At 61.4% G+C, this 20960-nt stretch carries 17 protein-coding genes and 1 pseudogene; 12 read left to right on the top strand and 6 right to left on the bottom strand.

The window, feature by feature from the left end; all coding sequences use genetic code 11:
* The 3 genes from Q8O80_RS05805 to prfB all read left to right on the top strand — a co-directional run.
* Positions 1–1497 (top strand): penicillin-binding protein 1A (locus Q8O80_RS05805; protein ID WP_371136119.1); only part of this gene is annotated, 1497 nt, incomplete at its 5' end.
* Positions 1498–1992, top strand: coding sequence for a peptide deformylase (locus Q8O80_RS05800; RefSeq protein WP_305577881.1), 495 nt, complete (start codon positions 1498–1500; stop codon positions 1990–1992).
* A gap of 57 nt (positions 1993–2049) precedes the next feature.
* Positions 2050–3172, top strand: a protein-coding gene (gene prfB, locus Q8O80_RS05795; RefSeq protein ID WP_305577879.1) for a peptide chain release factor 2 whose coding sequence is annotated in 2 segments (ribosomal slippage) — positions 2050–2118 and positions 2120–3172 — 1122 coding nt in all. Because the reading frame shifts where the segments join, the coding sequence is not laid out codon by codon here.
* Between the two features lie 4 nt (positions 3173–3176).
* Here the strand turns inward: prfB and Q8O80_RS05790 are convergent.
* Entirely contained in the window at positions 3177–4334 is a 1158-nt protein-coding gene (locus tag Q8O80_RS05790) for a M23 family metallopeptidase (protein ID WP_305577877.1), read from the bottom strand.
* Positions 4335–4401: 67 nt separating this feature from the next.
* A complete protein-coding gene (locus tag Q8O80_RS05785) occupies positions 4402–4890 on the bottom strand; it encodes a peroxiredoxin (RefSeq protein WP_305577875.1) in 489 nt (162 codons plus the stop codon).
* Positions 4891–5130: 240 nt separating this feature from the next.
* Between Q8O80_RS05785 and Q8O80_RS05780 the strand changes: the two genes are divergently transcribed.
* A complete protein-coding gene (locus tag Q8O80_RS05780) occupies positions 5131–8517 on the top strand; it encodes an AsmA-like C-terminal domain-containing protein (protein WP_305577873.1) in 3387 nt (1128 codons plus the stop codon).
* A 48-nt stretch (positions 8518–8565) separates the two neighbouring features.
* On the opposite strand, the gene tyrS is transcribed toward Q8O80_RS05780, so the two are convergent.
* Both tyrS and Q8O80_RS05770 read right to left on the bottom strand, forming a co-directional pair.
* Complete coding sequence (gene tyrS, locus Q8O80_RS05775; RefSeq protein WP_305577871.1) at positions 8566–9816, bottom strand: tyrosine--tRNA ligase; 1251 nt, start codon at positions 9814–9816, stop codon at positions 8566–8568.
* A 132-nt stretch (positions 9817–9948) separates the two neighbouring features.
* Complete coding sequence (locus Q8O80_RS05770; RefSeq protein WP_305577869.1) at positions 9949–10611, bottom strand: alpha/beta hydrolase; 663 nt, start codon at positions 10609–10611, stop codon at positions 9949–9951.
* Positions 10612–10897: 286 nt separating this feature from the next.
* Here Q8O80_RS05770 and Q8O80_RS05765 point away from each other — a divergent pair, with 286 nt between their 5' ends.
* The 8 genes from Q8O80_RS05765 to aroA all read left to right on the top strand — a co-directional run bounded on the left by Q8O80_RS05765 (position 10898) and on the right by aroA (position 19148).
* On the top strand, positions 10898–12028 hold the full coding sequence (locus Q8O80_RS05765) for a cysteine desulfurase family protein (protein WP_305577867.1): 1131 nt from the start codon (positions 10898–10900) through the stop codon (positions 12026–12028).
* A gap of 65 nt (positions 12029–12093) precedes the next feature.
* Entirely contained in the window at positions 12094–13596 is a 1503-nt protein-coding gene (gene sufB, locus Q8O80_RS05760; RefSeq protein ID WP_305577865.1) for a Fe-S cluster assembly protein SufB, read from the top strand.
* Positions 13597–13768: 172 nt separating this feature from the next.
* Complete coding sequence (gene sufC, locus Q8O80_RS05755; RefSeq protein WP_305577883.1) at positions 13769–14518, top strand: Fe-S cluster assembly ATPase SufC; 750 nt, start codon at positions 13769–13771, stop codon at positions 14516–14518.
* A 2-nt stretch (positions 14519–14520) separates the two neighbouring features.
* Complete coding sequence (gene sufD, locus Q8O80_RS05750; RefSeq protein WP_305577863.1) at positions 14521–15729, top strand: Fe-S cluster assembly protein SufD; 1209 nt, start codon at positions 14521–14523, stop codon at positions 15727–15729.
* The gene (locus Q8O80_RS05745; RefSeq protein ID WP_305577861.1) at positions 15729–16949 is read left to right on the top strand and encodes a cysteine desulfurase; all 1221 of its coding nucleotides are present in this window, start codon (positions 15729–15731) and stop codon (positions 16947–16949) included. Before sufD ends, Q8O80_RS05745 begins: the two co-directional genes overlap by 1 nt.
* 18 nt (positions 16950–16967) lie before the next feature.
* Positions 16968–17363: an SUF system Fe-S cluster assembly protein gene (locus Q8O80_RS05740; RefSeq protein ID WP_305577859.1), complete on the top strand. Its 396-nt coding sequence runs from the start codon at positions 16968–16970 to the stop codon at positions 17361–17363.
* 53 nt (positions 17364–17416) lie between these two features.
* Positions 17417–17797, top strand: a complete 381-nt coding sequence (locus Q8O80_RS05735; RefSeq protein WP_305577857.1) for an iron-sulfur cluster assembly accessory protein — start codon at positions 17417–17419, stop codon at positions 17795–17797.
* A gap of 73 nt (positions 17798–17870) precedes the next feature.
* Positions 17871–19148: a 3-phosphoshikimate 1-carboxyvinyltransferase gene (gene aroA, locus Q8O80_RS05730; protein ID WP_305577855.1), complete on the top strand. Its 1278-nt coding sequence runs from the start codon at positions 17871–17873 to the stop codon at positions 19146–19148.
* Between the two features lies 1 nt (position 19149).
* On the opposite strand, the gene Q8O80_RS05725 is transcribed toward aroA, so the two are convergent.
* Both Q8O80_RS05725 and Q8O80_RS05720 read right to left on the bottom strand, forming a co-directional pair.
* Positions 19150–20220, bottom strand: a complete 1071-nt coding sequence (locus Q8O80_RS05725; RefSeq protein ID WP_305577853.1) for a GGDEF domain-containing protein — start codon at positions 20218–20220, stop codon at positions 19150–19152.
* Between the two features lie 134 nt (positions 20221–20354).
* Positions 20355–20960, bottom strand: a pseudogene (locus tag Q8O80_RS05720) (hypothetical protein); the annotation flags it as partial.

Raw genomic sequence — 20960 nt, 5'->3', positions numbered from 1 at the left:
GAGCCGGTAGCCAGTATCGCGCTGGGGCCCGATTGGGGCGTTGATGTCAGCAAGATCATACCGCTGAACGACGTGCCCGAGTGGCAGTTGGCGGTCGTGCTGGAACTGGGTAGCAATTCGGCCCGTATCGGCTTGCGGCCGGACGGGGCGAGCGGCGGCGGACTATCTGAGGAGCGCCTCGAAGGCACGCTGGATGGACCGGATATAAAGTGGGTTTCCAAACCAGTGCAGGATTTTCTTAAAGTGGGCGATGTGGTGTACGTGTCGCCCGTTGCCGACAGGACTGGGTTTTATACGCTGGAACAGGTGCCCGAGATCGAGGGCGCTCTGGTGGCGATGGACCCGCGTACTGGCCGTGTGCTGGCCATGGTCGGCGGCTTCTCTTATGCGCAGAGTGAATTCAACCGGGCGACACAAGCGCTGCGCCAGCCCGGCTCGTCATTCAAGCCCATCGTCTATGCAGCGGCGCTGGACAATGGCTACACGCCCGCTTCGGTGGTGCTGGATGCGCCGGTGGAAATCCGCAATTACGATGGTTCGATCTGGCGGCCGGAAAACTACGCGCAGGAGTTTTATGGACCGCAGACACTGCGGCGCGGCATTGAGCGCAGTCGAAACGTCATGACCGTTCGGCTGGCCCGCGATATCGGCATGCCGCTGGTTGCCGAATATGCGCGGCTGTTCGGTGTCTATGACACCATGCAGCCGGTGTTGGCGATGGCCCTGGGGGCCGGCGAAACCACGGATATGCGGATGACTGCGGCCTATGCCACCATTGCCAATGGCGGCCGCAAGATCGTGCCAACCCTCATCGACCGGGTGCAGGACCGCTACGGCGCCACTGTGTACAAGCATGACCAGCGACTGTGTCAGGAGTGTCAGGCAGAAGACTGGCATGGGCAGGGTGAGCCGGTGATCGTGGACAATCGCGAGCAGGTGCTCGATCCGATGACGGCGTATCAGATCACCTCAATGCTCGAAGGCGTGGTGCAGCGCGGGACCGGCACCGCAGCCAAGGCATTGAACCGTCCCGTGGCCGGCAAGACCGGCACCACCAATGATTACAAGGACGCCTGGTTTGTCGGCTTTACGCCTGAATTGGCGGTGGGCGTTTATGTTGGTTATGACCAGCCGCGCTCAATGGGGCGCTCGGTGACGGGTGGAACCTTTGCGGTGCCGATTTTTACCGAGTTCATGGCCAAGGCGCTGGCGGGCAAGCCCGCAACGCAGTTCAACATGCCCCCAGGGATGAGCACGGCCTGGATCAACCCGAATTCGGGGGTAAAGGCATTTGACGGCGAGGGCGGCATCGCAGAAGCCTTCAAACCCGGCACGGGCCCCAATCTGATGACGTCGGTGATCGGGCTCGACGTCAACACGTTGGACGCCATTCAGCGCCAGCAGCAGATGCAGCAGCAATATAGCGGCGGGATCACCCAGCCCGGCGGCAACGGCCAGTACCTGGATCCCAATCTCGGGCGCGGCGGCTTGTTCTAGGTGACCGATTTCGTCGTCTTTCCCAATCCGGTGTTGCAGCACGCGGCGCAACCGCGACCGGTGGATGCTGCCATGCTGGCGGTCGGCGAAGCGTTGCGGGCGGCGGCAGCCGGGGTTGAGGCCTATGGGCTGGCGGCAGCCCATATCGGCCGGGTTGAGCCGCTGGTGGTGATCAGCCTGGCCGGGCCGGGTGAGGCGCGTGATTATCGCTTGCTGTTCAACCCGACGGTGCAGACCAAGTCCGAAGAATCGGCGTTTGGCCCCGAGGGATCGGTGTCGATGCCCGGTATTGAGGTGCCGATCGAGCGAGCAATAAGGGTCGAGATTGGCTTCGACACGGCGGCGGGCGCGCGGGAGGCACTGCTGCTGGAGGGCTTTGCCGCGCGCGTGGCCCAACATGAAATCGATCAAGTGAACGGCGTGTTTTTTCTCAATCGGCTGTCTCGTCTGAAACGCGATACGGCAATCCGAAAATTCTCCAAGAGCCAACGCTAGGTTGCTCGGAGGCGGCGCGTCAGCTAAACGGAGCGCCGCGAATAAAGGAATTGCACCATGCGTACGGAAATTGAAAAGACCGTCGCCGAAATCGAGCAGGTTTTGACCTTGCTGAGGAGGCATCTTTGACTGGGATACTGCAGAACTCCGCCTCGACGCGCTGACCGCGCAGACTGAATCCCCCGAATTCTGGAATGATCCGGAAAAGGCCCGTACCACCATGCGCGAGCGCGATGAGCTCGACGTGGCGGTCAAATCCGTGCGCGAACTGGAAGCGGGCATCCGCGACAATGTTGAATTGATCGCCCTGGGTGAGGCCGAGGCCGATAGCGCCGTGGTCAAGGAAGCCGAAGACGCACTGCTTGAGCTCAAGCAGTTGGCGCGGCGTCGCCAGATCGAAACGCTGCTGTCGGGCGAAGTCGACGCCAATGACTGCTATGTCGAAATCCACTCGGGCGCCGGAGGCACCGAAAGCCAGGACTGGGCCAACATGCTGCTGCGCATGTATACCCGTTGGGCGGAACGGCGGAAGATGAAGGTCGAAATCATCGAAATGCACGATGGTGAAGAGGCCGGCATCAAGTCGGCAACCATCGTCATCAAGGGCCACAATGCCTATGGCTGGATGAAGACCGAGAGCGGCGTGCACCGGTTGGTGCGCATCAGCCCCTATGATTCGGCGGCGCGGCGACACACCAGCTTTTCGAGCGTCTGGGTCTATCCGGTGGTCGATGATACCATTGATATCGACATTCGCGAAGCCGATCTGAAGGTGGACACCTATCGCGCCTCAGGTGCGGGTGGACAGCACGTCAATACCACCGACTCGGCGATCCGCATCACGCATATCCCGTCCGGGATCATCGTGGCCTGTCAGCAGGAGCGTAGCCAGCACAAGAACCGGGCTACCGCGATGGCGATGCTGAAGTCGCGCCTATACGAGGCCGAGTTGCAGAAGCGCGAAGAAGAAGCGAATGCGCAATCGGCCAGCAAGACCGACATCGGCTGGGGTCACCAGATCCGCAGCTATGTGCTGCAGCCCTATCAGATGGTCAAGGATCTGCGCACCAGCGTCGAAAGTAGCCAGCCTTCGCTGGTCCTTGACGGCGATCTGGACGCGTTCATGGAAGCGGCCCTGGCGCAGCGTGTCGGCGTGGCGACCGATGTGGAGAGCCAATAGCGGGCTAGATCAGCGCCTGCAGGCGCCGTCCGGCATCAAGGAAGGCCTTGGGGTTGATCGCATTGTCGCCCTTGCGCACTTCAAAATGCAGATGGGGGCCAGTAGAGCGCCCTGTCGATCCGACCTTGGCGATGGGGGTGCCGGTGTTGACGCGCTGACCCTGCTCGCTGAGGAAACCGGAGAGGTGGGCATAGCGGGTGACGAGGCCGTCATCATGGGTGACTTCGACCATTTTGCCATAGCCTGAGCTGGTGCCGACGAAGGTGACAATGCCTCTGCCGGCGCTGAAGACACTGGTGCCCGACGCAGCGGCAAAATCGAGCCCCGAGTGGAAGGCGCGGCCGCCAGTGAAGGGATCGGTTCGATTGCCAAACCCGGAACTGCGGCGGAAATCGCCCGCAATGGGCATGTGCACCGGTGCGCCTTCAATGCTGTCGCGCGCCGCCTTGTAGCGCAGCAGGGCTTCCATGACCGCATTGGCATCGTCAACCATGAGCGAGCTGTCGCTATCGCCAATCGGGGCCAGCAACGGTCCACCCATACCGCTTTCGGCGGTCGGCAGATCCACCACAATGCCCAGACCGCTCAGTTCGGCAACGATGCTGTCGGTGCGGGCGACGGCAGTCTCGGCGATCGAGGTCATGGCAAACTGGGTTTCGTCCATCATTTGGGAGACGGCGGCGGCAGTCGCATCAATATCGGGATTGCCGCTGGCCGTGGGGGCAACAGCATAGGCCAGCGGGACGCTGGTGTCGGCCGGCTCCGACAGTGCTGCGGCCTCGATGCCGAGTTCACCGGCTTTGTCCACCAGCACGCGGACCAGTTGATGCTGCTCCAGCAACACGTCCTGTTGCTGGGCCAGTTCCTGCAGCTGCAAATTGATATCACCGGTCTGGGCATAGCTGCGCGAGTGCAGGCGATCGACTTCGACGCGCAACTGGGTGATGCGGTCTTCATAGGCCTGCACGACCTGCTCGGTCTGGTGATTGAGCAGGCGGGCAATGTCGGGGGAGAGTAGAAAGGCGGTGCCCAGCAGGCCGTTGCCACCCAGCAACAGCGTGAACATGGCATAGAACAGGGCCGGATGGATGCCGTGCCGTGCTGGCCTGGTTGCTGGGTTGCGACTCCTGTCGGTCCGCCCGAAACTGGCTAGTTTGTGCACGCTGCCGCTTCCCCTGTCGCGCCTTAATTATGGTGAGCGGAGTATGACGTCGGGTGGTTAATAAAGCTTATGTCAGCGGCACTTGGCGCAAATGGGCCTGTAGTGCCTGCAGCACGGATTGGGCGTGACCGCGAATGCGCGTGGCCCGGACGATGGCGACGATGGTGCCGTCGGCGGCGATGATGAAGCTGGTACGGACCAGTCCCATGAACTCACGGCCGTAGAGTTTTTTGGGCTGCCACAGCCCGAAGGCGGTAATGGCGCGGTGCTCGGGATCGGCCGCGAGCGGCACCGCGAGATCGTATTTTGCACGGAATTTCAGGTGCTTGGCGATGTTGTCGGGCGAGATGCCAACCAGGCGGGCACCAAGCGCAGCAAATTGGGCGGCACGTTCGGAGAATTCCTGGTTCTCGTCAGTGCAGCCAGCAGTGCCGTCGGCCGGGTAGAAATACAGCACCACGGGATGACCCCGTTGGGCGGCCAGGTGGAAGAGGGTGCCATCGTCGAGGGGCAGGGTGAAGTCGGGCGCAATGTCGCCCGGTTGCAGCTCGGTCATGGATAGGTTCCTTCCAGGCGCAGGGCGCAAAAATATGGTGTCGGTGCCGTATTCCAGCCGGTATCATGACGCAAGAGAGCGCAGTTGCGCTGATTCCTTTGGGCGCCAGAAGATTTCGGCCGAGCCTCGTTCTGGAAGCAAGTGAGCGCGTCAACCTTACCACCCGACACTCCCGCCCCCACTGCTGCTGGACGCAAGCGGCATCCGGCCCGACATGGGGCCAAGATCGCAGTCTGGATATTGGGCATTCCGGCCCTGCTGGTTCTACTGCTCTATGTGGTCCTGCTGAAGACGCCAATACGCCTGCCCCTGGGTAGTGAGGCGGCCCAGGCGGTCGCCAGCTCGATATTGCCGCCAACCAGCGAACTGACCCTGGGGCCTATGGCCCTGACACTGGAGAATGGCGTGTGGCCGGTTATCCAGTTTTCGCCGGTGCTGCTGACCGACAGCAAGACAGGCGCCAAGATAGAAATGGAATCGCTTGAGGTCGGATTTTCGCCGGTGCGGGCAGTGTTTGGGCAGCCGGGCACGACCATCACCATCGTGAAGCCGCACCTCCAGGTCGTGCAGGATCTGTTCGGGCCCCGCCTGACCAGTTTTGAGCTGGTGGAAGACCCTTCGGGCGGAGCACCAACGGTGCGGGTGCAGGAGGGCGATGATGCCTTCCCGGCGGTCGATATCGGCGCGAGCGGCATTGATCTGGGCCAGACAGCCGACCCGATGATCATGCGTTCGGACAATGACTGGCTGATCGCCAATCTGGAAAGCAGTGAGCAAGCCATTGCTGACCTGGTGGAGCAGGCGGCACAGGGGCGGTTTTCGCGGCTGCGGGTGCGCGACGGGATCGTGGGGATGAGCGATTCCGTTTACGGGCTGTTTCGCCGGTTTGAGGATATCAATCTCGAGATCAGTCCCTCCGCCGACCTGCGCGATACCCATGCGACATTCACCGCGACGCTGGGCGGGCGGACCATGTCGGGTGGTCTGTCGCGCACCCTGGGTGAGGCCGGCAATGTTCATCTTGGAGCTGACATCGCCAATATCGACTTTGCCGCTTTCCTGCCGTTCATCGATGATGCCAGCGCCCCGGTGGCGCTGCGCGGAGGAGGGGCCCTGTCGATCGATGTGAATTTTGCTGCGGTACGGGGCAAACTGGTCGATGGGGCGTTCAAGGTTGATCTGACCGGGCTCGATCTGCGGCTCAAGGATGCCTATTTTCCGATTGCCAGCTCGATTGTGGATATCAATTGGACCCCTGGCACCGGTCAGTTTTCGCTCAAGGAGACGGCCCTGCAAATCGGCAAGAGTTCGGCGCGGGTGGCGGGCGTTTTCGCCATGGGACTGGATCCCGATTATGGGCCAACCATGGGCATGGTGCTCGATGCCAGCAATGTTGTCATCCATCCCAGTGATATGGCGGCGCCTGAGGTGCCATTCGACAGCGTCGCGTTCTCCGGCTGGTCGGCGCCGCTTTATGGCGCGCTGGGAATTGATAGGCTGATTGCGCGCAAGGGCAGTGCGACGGTGGAAACAGCAGGTCGTATCGACATGCTGCAAGCCGGGCTTGGCATTGACCTGACCCTGGCGGGAGCGGGCGTCAGTGCCGATGATATGAAACGGCTCTGGCCCTATCTGATGGCGTCGGAAAGCCGCGACTGGTTCGTTGCCAATGTGACTGAGGGCACAGTCAGGCAGGCACGTATGGCGTTCAAATTTCCGGTCGGGTCGATCGGCGTGGATGGCGAGGACAAACCGATCCCCGAGGACGCCATCCAGATCGATCTGGTGGGCACAGGGGTGACCGTCAAACCGACCGCAACCATGGCGTCTATCGCCATTGGTGGGGACACCCGGCTGCAAATTGACGATTCTGACGTGACCATATCGGCAGGTGGCGGACGCCTGGCGACGGCGGCTGGCCCCATCGTGGTCGCAAATCCCGCGGTGGTAATCGACAATTCCAATCTGAGCGATCGGATTGTTGAGATTTCCGGCGATATCAGCGGGCCCATTCCTGCCCTGCTCGACCTGGTCAAGACTCAGCAACCGAGCCTGTTGGCCAATGCCGAACTGCCCATTGATGTCACGGCGTTGACCGGGGTGGTCGATGCCGGTTTGGTCGCAACTATTCATCTGCCCGATGAAGCATCGGAACGGGCGATGCAGTTTGACTATGTGCTGAACGGTACAGTGGCCGATTTTGCCAGCAGCAAGCCGATCGAGAACCACCGTATCGCGAGCGGACAGCTCGCTTTCACTGCCTCCCAGGATAGTTATCAGCTGGGGGGTACCGCCGAGATAGACGGCGTTGCGGCGCGCGTCGAGGTCAGCGGCAGCCCCACCAGCAAACCGGATTTCAGGCTGGCATCGACCATGAGCGTAGCCGAACTGGCCAAGCTGGGGTTTGACGCGTCGAGCTTTCTGTCGGGCAGTGTGCGGTTTGTGGCCCGGCCCGAGGCGGATGGAACGCTGCAAATGGCGGTGGACCTGCAGGATGCGGCGCTCGACATCACGGATTTGGGGATCAGCAAGGCGGCGGGGACAAGCGGCGCGGTCAGTGTAACCATTCGTCCGGAGGGCGAGTTGACGCATTTGAGCGGGGTTGATCTGTCGTTTGGCTCGGTACGGGCGCAAGGCGATATCGAATATCACGCCACCGACGGGGTGGTTTCGGCCAGGTTCAGCCAGCTGGCGCTCAGTGACGGCGACAGCGCGCAACTGGATCTGCAGCCCATTGATGGCGGTTATTCCGTGCGAATCCGGGGGACGCAGCTCGATCTCAAGCCAATGTTGCAGCGCGCGTTCGGCCTTAATGGGGGCACTGGCGGGGTGCAGTCGAGCGACGCGAGCCGGACCATTGCGCTTGATGTCAAACTGGATCGGGCGCTGGGTTTTTATGCGACATCGGCATTCAACCTGGATCTGTCGATGCGCTTGCGCGGGGATGACGTCCGGCAGGCCAGCCTGACCGGGCAGTTCAATGACGAAAACCGGTTATCGGTCACAACCAATCCGGCGCCAAACGGGCGTACCATGTCGGTGGCATTCAACGATGCGGGCACGGTGCTGCGGTTTCTGGGGGTTTACTCGCAACTGGCGGGCGGAGCAGGCAATCTGGTGCTGACCACCGATCGAGATCAGGATGTCGAAACCGGCCAATTGGTGATGCGGGATTTTGCCATTGTCGATGAGGCCAATGTTGCCCAGGTGCTGGGTAATCACTCGGATTCGCGGGACGTGATTTCCCAGCAGAACCGTCTGGATTTCAAGGTCGCCGAAGTGGATTTCCTGCGACGTTCGGACCGGGTCGAGGTGACCAATGCTCTGGTGGCTGGCGATAGTGTGGGCGGCACGCTGCGGGGGTTCATCTACACCAAGCAGCGTCAGTATGATCTGACCGGGACATATGTACCGTTGTTCGGGCTCAACAGCGTGTTTCAGAAGATCCCGCTGCTGGGACCGCTGCTGGGCGGGCGTGATGGCGAGGGGCTGGTGGGTGTGACCTTTGCAGTGCAGGGCCCACTGGACAAGCCGCAGTTCAAGATCAACCCGCTCTCGGCCCTGGTGCCGGGGGTCTTCCGCGAACTGTTCGAGTTCCGCGCCAAGGAATTGCCGCAGGCGCAATAAAAGGCGCCGATCGAATGGCGCCTTTTGTCGCTTTCTTGTGCCGACCTGTCAGACCGGCTTGAGCAGCGCGTGTCGCTTCTTGCCGACCGAGAGCTTGATGACACCCTCGTCGAGCAGTGCATTGTCGCCAATGGTCAGCTTGTCGTCGTCAATCACTGCATCGTTGACGCGCACCGCGCCCGACTGGATGTGGCGACGGGCCTCGCCGTTGGACGCGGCCAGGCCAGCCGTCACCAGCGCCGCCAGAATGCCGATGCCACCGGCGAGTTCGGCATGAGTGACGGTGGCAGTGGGCAGCGACAGATCGATAGCGCCGGTTTCGAAGGTTGCCATGGCGGTGTGGGCCGCTTCGGTAGCGGCGTCACGACCGTGCACGATGGCCGTGACCTCGGTGGCCAGCACTTTTTTGGCCTCGTTGATCTCGGTGCCTCCCAGGGCTTCCAGCCGCGCGATCTCGCTCAGCGGCAGGCGGGTGAAGATCTTGAGGAACTTGCCGACATCGGCGTCTTCGGTGTTGCGGAAATACTGCCAGAAATCATAGGGGCTGAAGAGTTCGCCATTGAGCCAGACGGCGCCCGAGGCGGACTTGCCCATTTTTTCGCCCGACGATTTGGTCAGTAGCGGCGTGGTCAGCGCATAGAGCTGGCCGCCGCCCATGCGGTGGCTGAGGTCGACGCCGCTGATGATATTGCCCCACTGGTCCGAGCCGCCCATCTGCAGCACGGTGCCGTAGCGGCGGTTGAGCTCGACGAAGTCGTAGCCCTGCATGATCATGTAATTGAATTCGAGGAAGCTCAGCGACTGCTCGCGGTCCAGGCGCAGCTTGACCGAGTCGAAGCTGAGCATGCGGTTGACCGAAAAATGCCGGCCGACATCGCGCAGGAACTCGACATAGTTCAGCTTGAGCAGCCAATCGGCATTGTTGACCATGATGGCGGGGTTGGAGCCCTCATAGTTGAGGATATTGCCGTAGACTTTTTTGATGCTCTCGATATTGCTGGCGATCTGCTCGACAGTGAGCAATTGCCGCTGATCGTCGCGGAAGGACGGGTCGCCAACCATGGAGGTGCCGCCGCCCATCAGGCTGATCGCCTTGTGGCCGGTTTCCTGCATCCAGTAGAGCATGGTCACGGTGATCAGATTGCCGATATGGATCGAGGTGGCCGTGGCATCGTAGCCGACGTAGCCGGTGATCGGGCCCTTGAGCGCCAGCGCATCGAGCCCCTCGGGGTCGGAAATCTGGTGGATGAAGCCGCGCTCGTCGAGCACGCGCAGGAAGTCGGACTTGAATTTGGTCATGGGACATTCACTGAGCTGAGTGAGACCGCATGGTTCGACAGGCTCACCATGAGGTCGGTGCATTTGGAACCTCGTCCTTCGACATGCTCAGGATGAGGTTCCGCCAATGGATCGTGGTGGTTGCGCTTGGGTTCAGCGCCCGCCGCCGTCGGCGATCTCCTGACGGCGACGGTCGAGAGCCTCGGCGCATGCCGCGGTCAGCTCGTCGATCTTGCCCTCGAAGAAGTGGTTGGCGCCCTCGACGATCTGCTGCTCGATGGTAATGCCCTTCTGCGTCTTGAGCTTGTCGACCAGCTTCTGCACCGAAGCGGGCGGCGCCACGCGGTCCTTGTCGCCATGGATGATCAGACCGGAAGACGGGCAGGGCGCCAGGAAGGAGAAGTCATAAAGGTTCTCTGGAGGCGCCACCGAGATGAAACCTTCTACCTCGGGGCGGCGCATCAGCAATTGCATGCCGATCCAGGCACCAAACGAGAAACCGGCAATCCAGCAGCCGCGCGATTCACGGTTGATGGTCTGCAACCAGTCGAGGGCGGAAGCGGCGTCCGAGAGTTCCCCGACCCCGTGATCGAACATGCCCTGGCTACGGCCAACGCCGCGCGAATTGAAGCGCAGTACGGCAAATCCGCGTTCAACGAACATGTAGAACAGGTTGTAGATGATCTGGTTGTTCATCGTGCCACCAAACTGGGGGTGGGGATGGAGCAGGATGGCGATGGGAGCATTGGGCTCCTTGCCGGGCTGATAGCGGCCTTCCAGACGACCCTCAGGTCCGTTGAAAATCACTTCTGGCATGGTCTTACTTCTTCCGGCCGTTGTGGCTCTGTTCGTGTGCGTCTGCGGTATTGTGATGGAGGCTGGCGCTTGACTAAGCCCGTGCGGCTCCCTAAAACATGGGTCGAAATATCCAGTTTAGAATCGTTCGAAACTCGTGTTTTAGGCCAAGTGCGGCCTGCAAGAATGCCCCTTGTAATGAAGTTGGGTGACAGATTTCAAGAAGTGTTTGAAGGCAAGGGCGTTATGCCGCCTCTGCACAGGCATGGATGGTATGACCGGCGCGCATGCGCCAAATGGGAATCCGATGACCAGACCGGCGATCTATCTTGATCATAATGCCGCGTCCCCGCTTCTGCCAGAAGCGCGGTCGGCGCTGGTGGCTGCGCTTGATCTCGTGGGCAATCCATCCTCGGTCCATGGACATGGCCGCGCCCTGCGCCATTTGATTGACAGTGCCCGGGTGCACATTGCCCGTCTGGCAGGCGCCGAGCGTAAGCAGGTGGTGTTCACCGGCTCGGCAACCGAGGCGATCACTCAAGCCATTGTAGGCGGCTCCAAGAGCTTTGCGGCCGATGCCGTTGTCATCAGCTCCGGCGAGCATGCCGCTGTCGGCAAGGCGGCCGAAGCGAGTGGGTTGCCGATTATTACTATCGGCCTGCTGGCCGATGGCAGCATTGATCTGGATCAATTGGCGCAGGTGATCGGTGAGGCGCAGGGCAATCTGCTGGTAGCGCTGCACTGGGTGAACAATGAGACCGGTGTGGTCCAGCCCATGGCGCAGATCAATGCGCTGGTCGGGCCAACCCGGCACACCTTGTTCGTCGATGCCGTGCAGGCGCTGGGCAAAATTCCCCTCGATTTTGCGGCCTCGGCACCCGATATGGTGGCGGTGAGTGGCCACAAGATTGGTGCGCCCGCTGGCGTTGGCGCGCTGCTGGTCAAGGCTCATGCCGATGTGGTCCGGCTTATTCCCGGTGGCGGGCAGGAGCAGGGGCGGCGCGGCGGCACGGAAGCAGCGGCCTTGATCGCGGCCTTCGGAGCGGCAGCGGCAGCATTTGCCGAGCGCTATGAAGCGGCCGGTGTGGCAGCGCTGACAGCGCGGCTGGAAGCGGCATTGCCGGCCGAGGCAGTGGTGTTTGGCGGCGAGCGAATGGGCAATGTGACCAATTTTGCTGTGCCGGGCGTCAAGAACAGTACCGCGATGATGGGGTTGGACCTGTTGGGTCTGTCGGTGTCGTCGGGGTCGGCCTGCTCATCAGGCAAGGTCGGGCCAAGCCATGTGCTGGCGGCGATGGGCGTGCCGGGCGCTCTGGCTGACTGCGCGCTGCGCGTCAGCCTGGGCTGGAATTCCACCGCAGCGGACGTTGATGCGTTCACTGCCGGTTACCAATCGATCCTGGAGCGCCAGCGCGCGCGGCAGGGTCAGGCGGCCTAGGCCGTATCAGTTTTAGACGGTTCGCGGCGACCTTGAATCGCCGAGGAGCAATAGGAGAAGCCGACATGGCGGATTACGACCATATCCCCACGCTCAAGGAAAACATTGACCGCGCCACCGTGGATTCGGTGCTGTCGCTGGACGTGGACAAGTACAAATACGGCTTCGAAAGCGCTATCGAATCCGACATGGCGCCCAAGGGGCTGAGCGAAGACACGGTCCGCTTCATTTCCGCCAAGAAGCAGGAGCCCGAGTGGATGCTCGAATGGCGTCTGGATGCCTATCGGCGTTTCCTGACCCTGACCGAGCCAAACTGGGCGAAGGTGCACTATCCGCAGATCGATCTGCAGGACATGTATTACTACGCCGCGCCGAAATCGACGCCGGCGCCGACCAGTCTGGATGAAGTCGATCCGGCACTGCTTGAAATGTATGAGAAGCTCGGTATTCCGCTGCGTGAGCGCGAAATCCTCGCCGGTGTCGAGCGGCCCAATGTGGCGGTCGACGCGGTGATGGACTCCGTCTCGGTGGTGACCACCTTCCGCGAAGAGCTGAGCAAGGTGGGCATCATCTTCTGCTCGATGTCGGAAGCCATTCGCGAATATCCCGAGCTGGTACGGAAGTATCTGGCCACCGTGGTGCCGGTTACCGACAATTACTACGCGACCCTGAACAGCGCCGTCTTCACCGACGGCTCGTTTGTCTACATCCCCAAGGGCGTGCGCTGCCCGATGGAGCTGAGCACGTATTTCCGCATCAACGAGAAGAAGACCGGTCAGTTCGAGCGCACGCTGATCATTGCCGAGGCCGACAGCTATGTCAGCTATCTCGAGGGCTGCACGGCGCCGTCGCGCGCCGAGAGCCAGTTGCACGCCGCAGTGGTGGAACTGGTGGCGATGGACAATGCCGAGATCAAGTATTCCACGGTGCAAAACTGGTACCCGGGCGACAAGGACGGCAACGGCGGCATCTACAACTTCGTCACCAAGCGTGGCGATTGCCGGGGCGCCAACTCGAAGATTTCCTGGACCCAGGTGGAAACCGGCGCGGCGATCACCTGGAAGTACCCCAGCTGCATTCTGCGCGGCGACGGTTCGCGCGGCGAATTCTACTCGATCGCCATTTCCAATGGCTATCAGCAGGTCGATAGCGGCACCAAGATGATCCATCTGGGCAAGAACACCTCCAGCCGCATCATTTCCAAGGGCATTGCCGCCGGCTTTTCGGACAATACCTATCGCGGTCAGGTCTCTGCCCATGCCAGGGCCAAGAATGCGCGCAACTTCACGCAGTGCGACAGCCTGCTCATTGGCGATAAATGCGGGGCCCATACGGTGCCTTACATTGAAAGCCGCAATGGCTCGGCAGTGTTCGAGCATGAGGCGACGACGTCCAAGATTTCGGACGATCAGATGTTCTACTGCCAGCAGCGCGGCCTCAATGAAGAAGAGGCGGTGGCGCTGATCGTCAACGGTTTCGTGCGCGACGTGCTGCAGCATCTGCCGATGGAGTTCATGGTCGAAACCCAGAAGCTGATCGCCATCAGTCTCGAAGGCAGTGTGGGCTAGCCAAACCACCTGAGACCCGCGGTGAGCCCCTCTGGCCTCGAGGTCGGGGACACCGACCTGCCACGGCCTCGTCCTTGCACATGCTCGAGATGAGACCTTTTGAACAACCATCTGGTCGGCGCCTGGAAGGCGACACCGAACCCAAATTGGAGATGAAGCTATGACCACCCCAATCCTTGAAATCCGCAATCTGCACGCGCGTATCGAAGACCGCGAAATCCTCAAGGGCGTGAACCTGATCATTCCGCCCGGTGAAGTGCACGCCGTGATGGGCCGCAACGGATCGGGCAAGTCGACGTTGAGCTATGTCCTGGCCGGCAAGGCTGACTATGAGATCACCGAGGGCGAAGTGCTGCTCGATGGCGAAAACCTGCTGGAGATGGACCCGGCCGAGCGCGCGGCAGCGGGCCTTTTCCTGGCCTTCCAGTACCCGATCGAAATTCCAGGCGTGGCCACCATGACCTTCCTCAAGGCGGCGATCAACGCCCAGCGCAAGGCGCGCGGCGAAGCCGAAATGTCGACGCCCGATTTTATGCGCGCGGTGAAGACTGCCGGCACCGATCTGCAGATTGATACCGCCATGCTGAAGCGCCCGCTCAATGTGGGCTTTTCGGGCGGCGAGAAGAAACGCGCCGAAGTGCTGCAGATGGCGCTGTTGCAGCCCAAGATGTGCATTCTGGACGAGACGGATTCGGGTCTCGATATCGATGCACTGCAGGTCGTCTCCAAGGGCGTCAACGCGCTGCGCAGCGCTGGTCGCTCGATGCTGATAATCACCCACTACCAGCGGCTGCTTAACTACATCGTGCCCGACGTGGTGCATGTGTTCAGTGACGGCAAGATCGTTGAGAGCGGCGACAAGGACCTGGCCCTGCAGCTGGAAGCCAAGGGCTATGCCGACTTCGATGGCGCGGCGGCTTGAGCATGGCACAGGTTTTACCCGTCCGGCTCGGTGCAGCCGAAGATACCTTGATCGCCCAGCTCAACAGCGTGGGCGCGACCGCAGCGGCCGAACGGATTACCGTTGCGGGCCTGCCGACGCGCCGGGTTGAGAGCTACCACTATACCGACCTCAAGATGCTGCTGAAGACGGTGCCGCCTTTGGCTGAACCGGCCAACCAGGCAAGCGCACCGGCGCTGCGCGTGGCGGGCGCCTATCAGTTGATGATTGCCAATGGCGTGATCCAGTCCTCGACCACGGCGCCGGCCGGCGTGATGGTCGGCGATGCCCAGGGCAGTGCGTTGAGCACACGCGATGACGTGCTGGTGCATCTGAACGGCGCGCTGGCCAAGCAGAGCCTGACACTGACCCTTGAGGGCAGTGTTGACCCGGTGATCCAGGTTGATCGTCGCATCGAAGGCGCCGCCGCGCATGTCGCAGATTCGCTGAAGATCTTCGTTGCGGACAACGCTTCGGCCGTGATCCTCGAAACATTTTCGGGTTCGGATGCCGCTCATGTCGGCAACCATGCCACCTATCTGGCGGTCGGCAAGAATGCGATGGTGACCCATATCACCGTGGATCTGTCGGGCAAGGCAACGTCGCATTTTGCCACCAATGAGTATGACCTTGATGAGGGCGCCAAGCTGCGCACACTGACCATCCATGCCGGCGCGGCGCTGTCGCGCTCGCAGGTATTTGCCCGTTTTGCGGGGCAGGGCGCCCATGGCGATTTCACCGGGCTCAATCTGGTCGAAGATGGCCAGCACAACGATATCACCATCGATATCCGGCACGCCGTGGCCCACACCACCAGCCAGGAAATGTACAAGCAGATCGCTCGCGGGCGCTCCAAGGCGGTGTTCCAGGGCAAGATCGTGGTTGAGCGCGACGCGCAAAAGGTCGACGCCAAGATGATGATGCAGGGGCTGATGCTCTCTGACGAAGCCGAGATCCTCAGCAAGCCCGAGCTGGAAATCTACGCCGATGACGTGGTGTGCGGCCATGGCTCGACCTGTGGTGAACTGGATGAGGAATCCATGTTCTATCTGATGAGCCGCGGCCTGCCCCAGGCGGAGGCCGAGACCATGCTGGTACGGGGCTTCATCGAGGAAGTGCTGGACCCAATCGAGGACGAAGCCCTGCACGAGGCTTTGGTGGGCATCGTTGATGGCTGGCTGCTGGGGGCTTGATGACCGTCGATCTGGATAAAGTCCGCGCCGATTTTCCGATCCTGTCGGAGCGGATTCATGGCAAGCGACTGGTCTATCTGGACAGCGGTGCATCGGCGCAGAAGCCGGTGCAGGTGCTTGAGCGGATGGATCATGCCTACCGGCACGAATACGCCAATGTCCATCGCGGCCTGCATACGCTGGCCAACCGGGCAACTGACGCCTTTGAGGCTGGCCGGGAGGCGGTGCGGGCCTTCCTGAACGCCGCCAAAGCCCAAGAAATCATCTTCACCCGATCGGCGACGGAGGCGATCAATCTGGTTGCGGCCTCCTTTGCCGGGCCGCGCATCAGCGAGGGTGACGAGATCGTCCTTTCGATCATGGAGCACCACTCCAATATCGTTCCCTGGCATTTCCATCGCGAGCGCAAGGGCGCGGTGATCAAATGGGTCGATGTGCGTGATGATGGCAGCTTTGATATCGACGCCTTCGAAGCCACGCTGACGGGCCGGACGCGGATGGTTGCGGTTACCCATATGTCCAATGTGCTGGGCACGGTAACGCCGATCAAGCAGGTCATCGAAATCGCGCATGCGCGCGGCATTCCGGTGCTGATCGATGGCAGTCAGGGCGCCGTGCACACCAAGGTCGACGTGCAGGATCTGGACGCCGACTTTTATGTCATGACTGGCCACAAGCTGTACGGCCCCACCGGGATCGGTGTGCTGTATGGCAAATATGATCTGCTGGCCGAAATGCAGCCCTTTCAGGGTGGTGGCGAGATGATCGACACGGTGACACTCGATAGTGTGACCTATAACGAGCCGCCGCACCGGTTTGAGGCGGGAACGCCGCCCATCGTACAGGCCATTGGCCTGGGTGCGGCGCTCAATTACATGAGCGACCTCGGCCGGGGGGCTATTGCTTCCCACGAGGCCGAAATTGCCGCTTATGCCAGTGAACGATTGAGCCGGATCAATTCACTGCGCATGATCGGTACGGCGCCAGGCAAGGGTGGAATCTTCTCGTTCGAGATCAAGGGGGCACACGCTCATGACGTCTCGACGATCCTGGATCGTTACGGCATTGCCGTACGAGCCGGGACCCATTGCGCCCAACCACTGCTCAAACGATTTGGTGTCAGCTCTACCTGCCGTGCCTCGTTCGCCCTATACAATGGCAAGGACGATGTGGACGCGCTGGTGGACGGCATTGAACGTGCCCAGACTTTTTTCGCCTAGCTGCGAGGACATCAAGATATGACCGACGAAGCCAAAATCGCTCCTGCGCCAGAACTACCAACGACAGGCGTCACTCCAACCATCGCTGGCGATCTGCCCGAGACCGAGGTGGAGCGCATTACTGCCGATCTGATCGGGGCCCTCAAGACGGTCTATGATCCGGAAATTCCGGTCGATATCTACGAACTGGGCCTGATCTATAAGGTAGACTTGGACGATGACCGCAACCTCGTGATCGACATGACACTGACCGCGCCGGGCTGTCCGGTGGCTGGCGAAATGCCGGGCTGGGTGGAAAATGCCGCCCGCAGCGTCGAAGGTATTCAGGACGTGACCGTCAACATGGTGTTTGATCCGCCGTGGGATGCCACGCGTATGAGTGAAGAAGCACAAGTTGCCTTGAACTGGTGGTAATTTTCGACGTTTGCGCCTATATATCGTGAAACGCCGATAGAAAGTTTCCGCCCATGGCCTTCAAGATCATGTCGTTGAGCGATGCCGCTGCGGCCCGCATCAATGAAATCATCGAAGATTCCGACAAACCCGTTATTGGGCTGCGGGTCGGCATCAAAAATGCCGGCTGCGCTGGCGTCGGCTACACCATGGACTATGTCACCGAACCGGTGAAGGGCGACGACCACATCACCGACAAGGGCGTCAATGTCTGGATCGATCCCAAGGCGACGATGTATCTGTTGGGCACGGTGATGGATTTTGAGAGCGCCAAACTGGGCTCGAGCTTCACCTTCAAGAACCCCAATCAGACCGGGGAATGCGGCTGTGGCGAAAGCGTGCAGCTCAAGGCGGCCGACCTCAAGGCCATCGCTGAAGCGCGCGCTCTGGCCTAGCTGCCGGTTGCACGCCGGGGCGCTATGGCCTAACAGGTTTGGGCACTTCGGCTCCAGCCTCTGAGATCCCCGCATGACTGCTCTGCCCGCGGCTTACGCGATCACGCCGCCTTCCCATCCGCTGGTGGGGCGCGTGTCCCCGCCAGGCTCCAAATCCATTACCAATCGGGCCTTGTTGCTGGCGGCCCTGGCCAATGGCACCAGCCATTTGTCCGGCGCGCTGAAAAGCAAGGATACCGAGCTGATGGCTGCGGCGCTGCGCCAGATGGGCGTGCAGGTGGAAGAGCCCGACGCCACCAGCTTTGTCGTCACCAGCACCGGTACCTTGCAGGCGCCAGACGCGCCGCTGTTTTTGGGCAATGCCGGCACCGCCACGCGGTTTCTCACGGCAGCAGTGGCGACCGTGAATGGCACGGTTGTGGTCGATGGCGACGCAGAAATGCGGGTGCGCCCCATCGGGCCGCTGGTGGAGGCGCTGGTGTCGCTCGGCATTGACGCCAAGAGCCCGACAGGCTGCCCGCCAGTGACCATTCGAGGTACGGGCAGCTTTGGCCAGGGACGCGTCGAGATTGATGGCGGGCTGTCGAGCCAATATGTGTCGGCCCTGCTGATGGCGGCGCCGCTGGGCGCCGGATCCGTCGAGATTGCCTTGACCGGCAGCGATATCGGGGCGCGGGGCTATGTCGATCTGACCCTGGCGGCGATGCGCAGCTTTGGCGCCAGGGTCGAGCAGATTGATGCCGGCACCTGGCGGGTAGCGCCAACCGGCTACACGGCGAGCGACCTGCTGATTGAACCGGACGCCTCAGCGGCAACCTATCTGTGGGGCGCAGCAGCGCTGACGGGCGGCAATATCGACCTCGGGGTGGAGGCAGAGGCCTTTACCCAGCCAGACGCCGCCGCACAGGCCGTAATCGCACAGTTTCCCAACATGCCTGCGGTGATTGACGGCTCGCAGATGCAGGATGCCGTGCCGACCCTGGCGGTGTTGGCTGCCTTCAACAATTATCCGGTGCGGTTTGTCGGCATTGCCAATCTGCGGGTCAAGGAGACGGACCGGGTGCATGCCGTAGCGACCGAACTGTCGCGCATTCTACCCGGTCTGGGCACTGAGGAGGGCGACGATCTGCTGGTTGCATCTGATCCCGATCTGGCCAGCAGGCTGGCGCAGCGCAACAGTGTGGTGAAAATCGAGACCTATCACGACCATCGCATCGCCATGGCGTTTGCGCTAGCGGGTCTGCGGATACCCGGCATCGTGATTCTGGATCCTGCCTGTACCGGCAAGACATATCCGGGCTATTGGGACATGCTGGCCGGCCTGGGCGTGAAATTGACGCCAGCGAGCTAGTTCAGGCGGCCGACGCACCCTGCTTACGGGTCGGCGTTACGGTGTTGACCAGTTCAGACTCGTTGATCACCCGATTGCGACCGGCATGCTTGGCGGCGTAAAGGCATCGGTCGGCGCGCTCGATCAACGAGGCGGCGGTGTCGGTGGGGCGGAAGGTCGCGATGCCAAACGAGGCCGTGATACGGCCCAGTTTCTGATTGGTGGAGCGCTTGAGCAGTTCCTTGGCCTGAAGGGCCCGGCGGATATTCTCGGCAATGATGACGGCGCCTTCGATATCGGTATGGGGCAGAATGGCGACAAATTCCTCGCCACCGTAGCGGGCTGCCAGATCCTTGCCCTTGATGTTGGACTTCAGTGTCATGGCAACCAGCCGTAGCACCTGATCGCCCGTCTGGTGGCCAAAGCTGTCATTGAAACTCTTGAAATTGTCGATGTCCACCAGCATCAGGCAGAGTGGATCATGGCGACCCCTCACTTCGGCGATGGCCGCAGCGAGACCGTCATCAAAGCTCTTTCGATTGGCAATCTTGGTGAGCGGATCGAGCATCGACTCGCGCCGCACATCATCAAGGTCACGCTGTAGCGCGGCAATGTCGTCGCGGGAGGCCAGCAATTTCTCCTCGAGCGCGCGATTGGTGTACTGCATGTGCCGGGTTTCGGCCAAGAGCTTTTCGGACAGGGATTTCATCGCTGCCGGCGAGATGCCGAGGCTGAGGTCACCGCTGGCTGATTGTAGCAAGCCTGAATAGGCATTGGCCGTCGTCATGGCGGTGTCGATGGCGCCATGCACTGCCTCGATGCGGGCGTGCATGCGCTGTGAGACAGCGGTCATGCGGTCATTGACGTCAGACTTCAGGAACTCGTTGTACAACTGCTCCGCCAGGCTTTCGCTGGGGGAGTCACCGGCACGGAAGATCGCGTTGATGCGATTGTTCAGCGTTGGATTGACGCCGGTAGCATAAGTATAGAACAGTTCGTAGAACTGTGGATAGGGCGGAACAGTGCTGCGCTTGAGTAGGTCAAACGCCGAATTTGCATAGCCCAGCGCTCGTTTGAATTCCTGGTCCGACAACTCGTCCCCCGCGTTCTACCAGCAGCGCCGCAGCGCCCGCAGAATCATTGGCGTTAAATACAGTGAAGCCGTTAATGAACACAACAGCACAGCCGCAATAAACGCGCAGCGGGTAAAGTTACTTACGCGATGGACTAGGGGTCGAGGCGCGCTGAGCGAAGTAAAAAGGCAGGAACCGGACCGTCATTGCCGAATGGCGAACTGCCATCGGTATCTGTATCAGCATCGCGCGTTTCGGCTGGGCGGCGGTTGCGGCCACGCGCGGGGCGGGCTTCGGCTTGCTCTGCTTTGGGCTTTGGCTCCCGGCGCTGTGCCGGCTTGGCTGGCGCAGCAGCTTCTTTGCCCTCAGCTTCTGGCGCAGCCGGTGCGGCTGCTGCTGGCGCCACAGCTTCGGCTGGTGGGCGGGTGCGTGGGCCACCGCGACGCGAGCGCGCTGGCCGGGCGTCGCCCGCTTCGGGATCTGCTGCCGCGGCGGCAGCCGGCGCCGACTTGGCGGGCGCGGCATCGGCAGACCCGGCCTTGGCAGGCGTAGTGGCCTCGGCTGAGGGCCGCGTCCGTGGACCACCGCGACGTGAGCGAGCGGGACGAGCGGAACGCTCCTCGCGAGCTTCGGTGGTTTCGGAGTCGGCGGGGGCCGGTGCAGTACGCTTGCCGGTGTCCAGATATTCGATGGGCATGTGGATCAGCTTGAGAATGGCATCGAGATGCTTGCCGTCGGCGGGCGATACCAGCGTGTAGGC

The organism is Devosia sp., assembly GCF_030689745.1.
Lineage (GTDB): Bacteria > Pseudomonadota > Alphaproteobacteria > Rhizobiales > Devosiaceae > Devosia > Devosia alba.
This window is presented reverse-complemented; position numbering and strand designations above follow the sequence as displayed.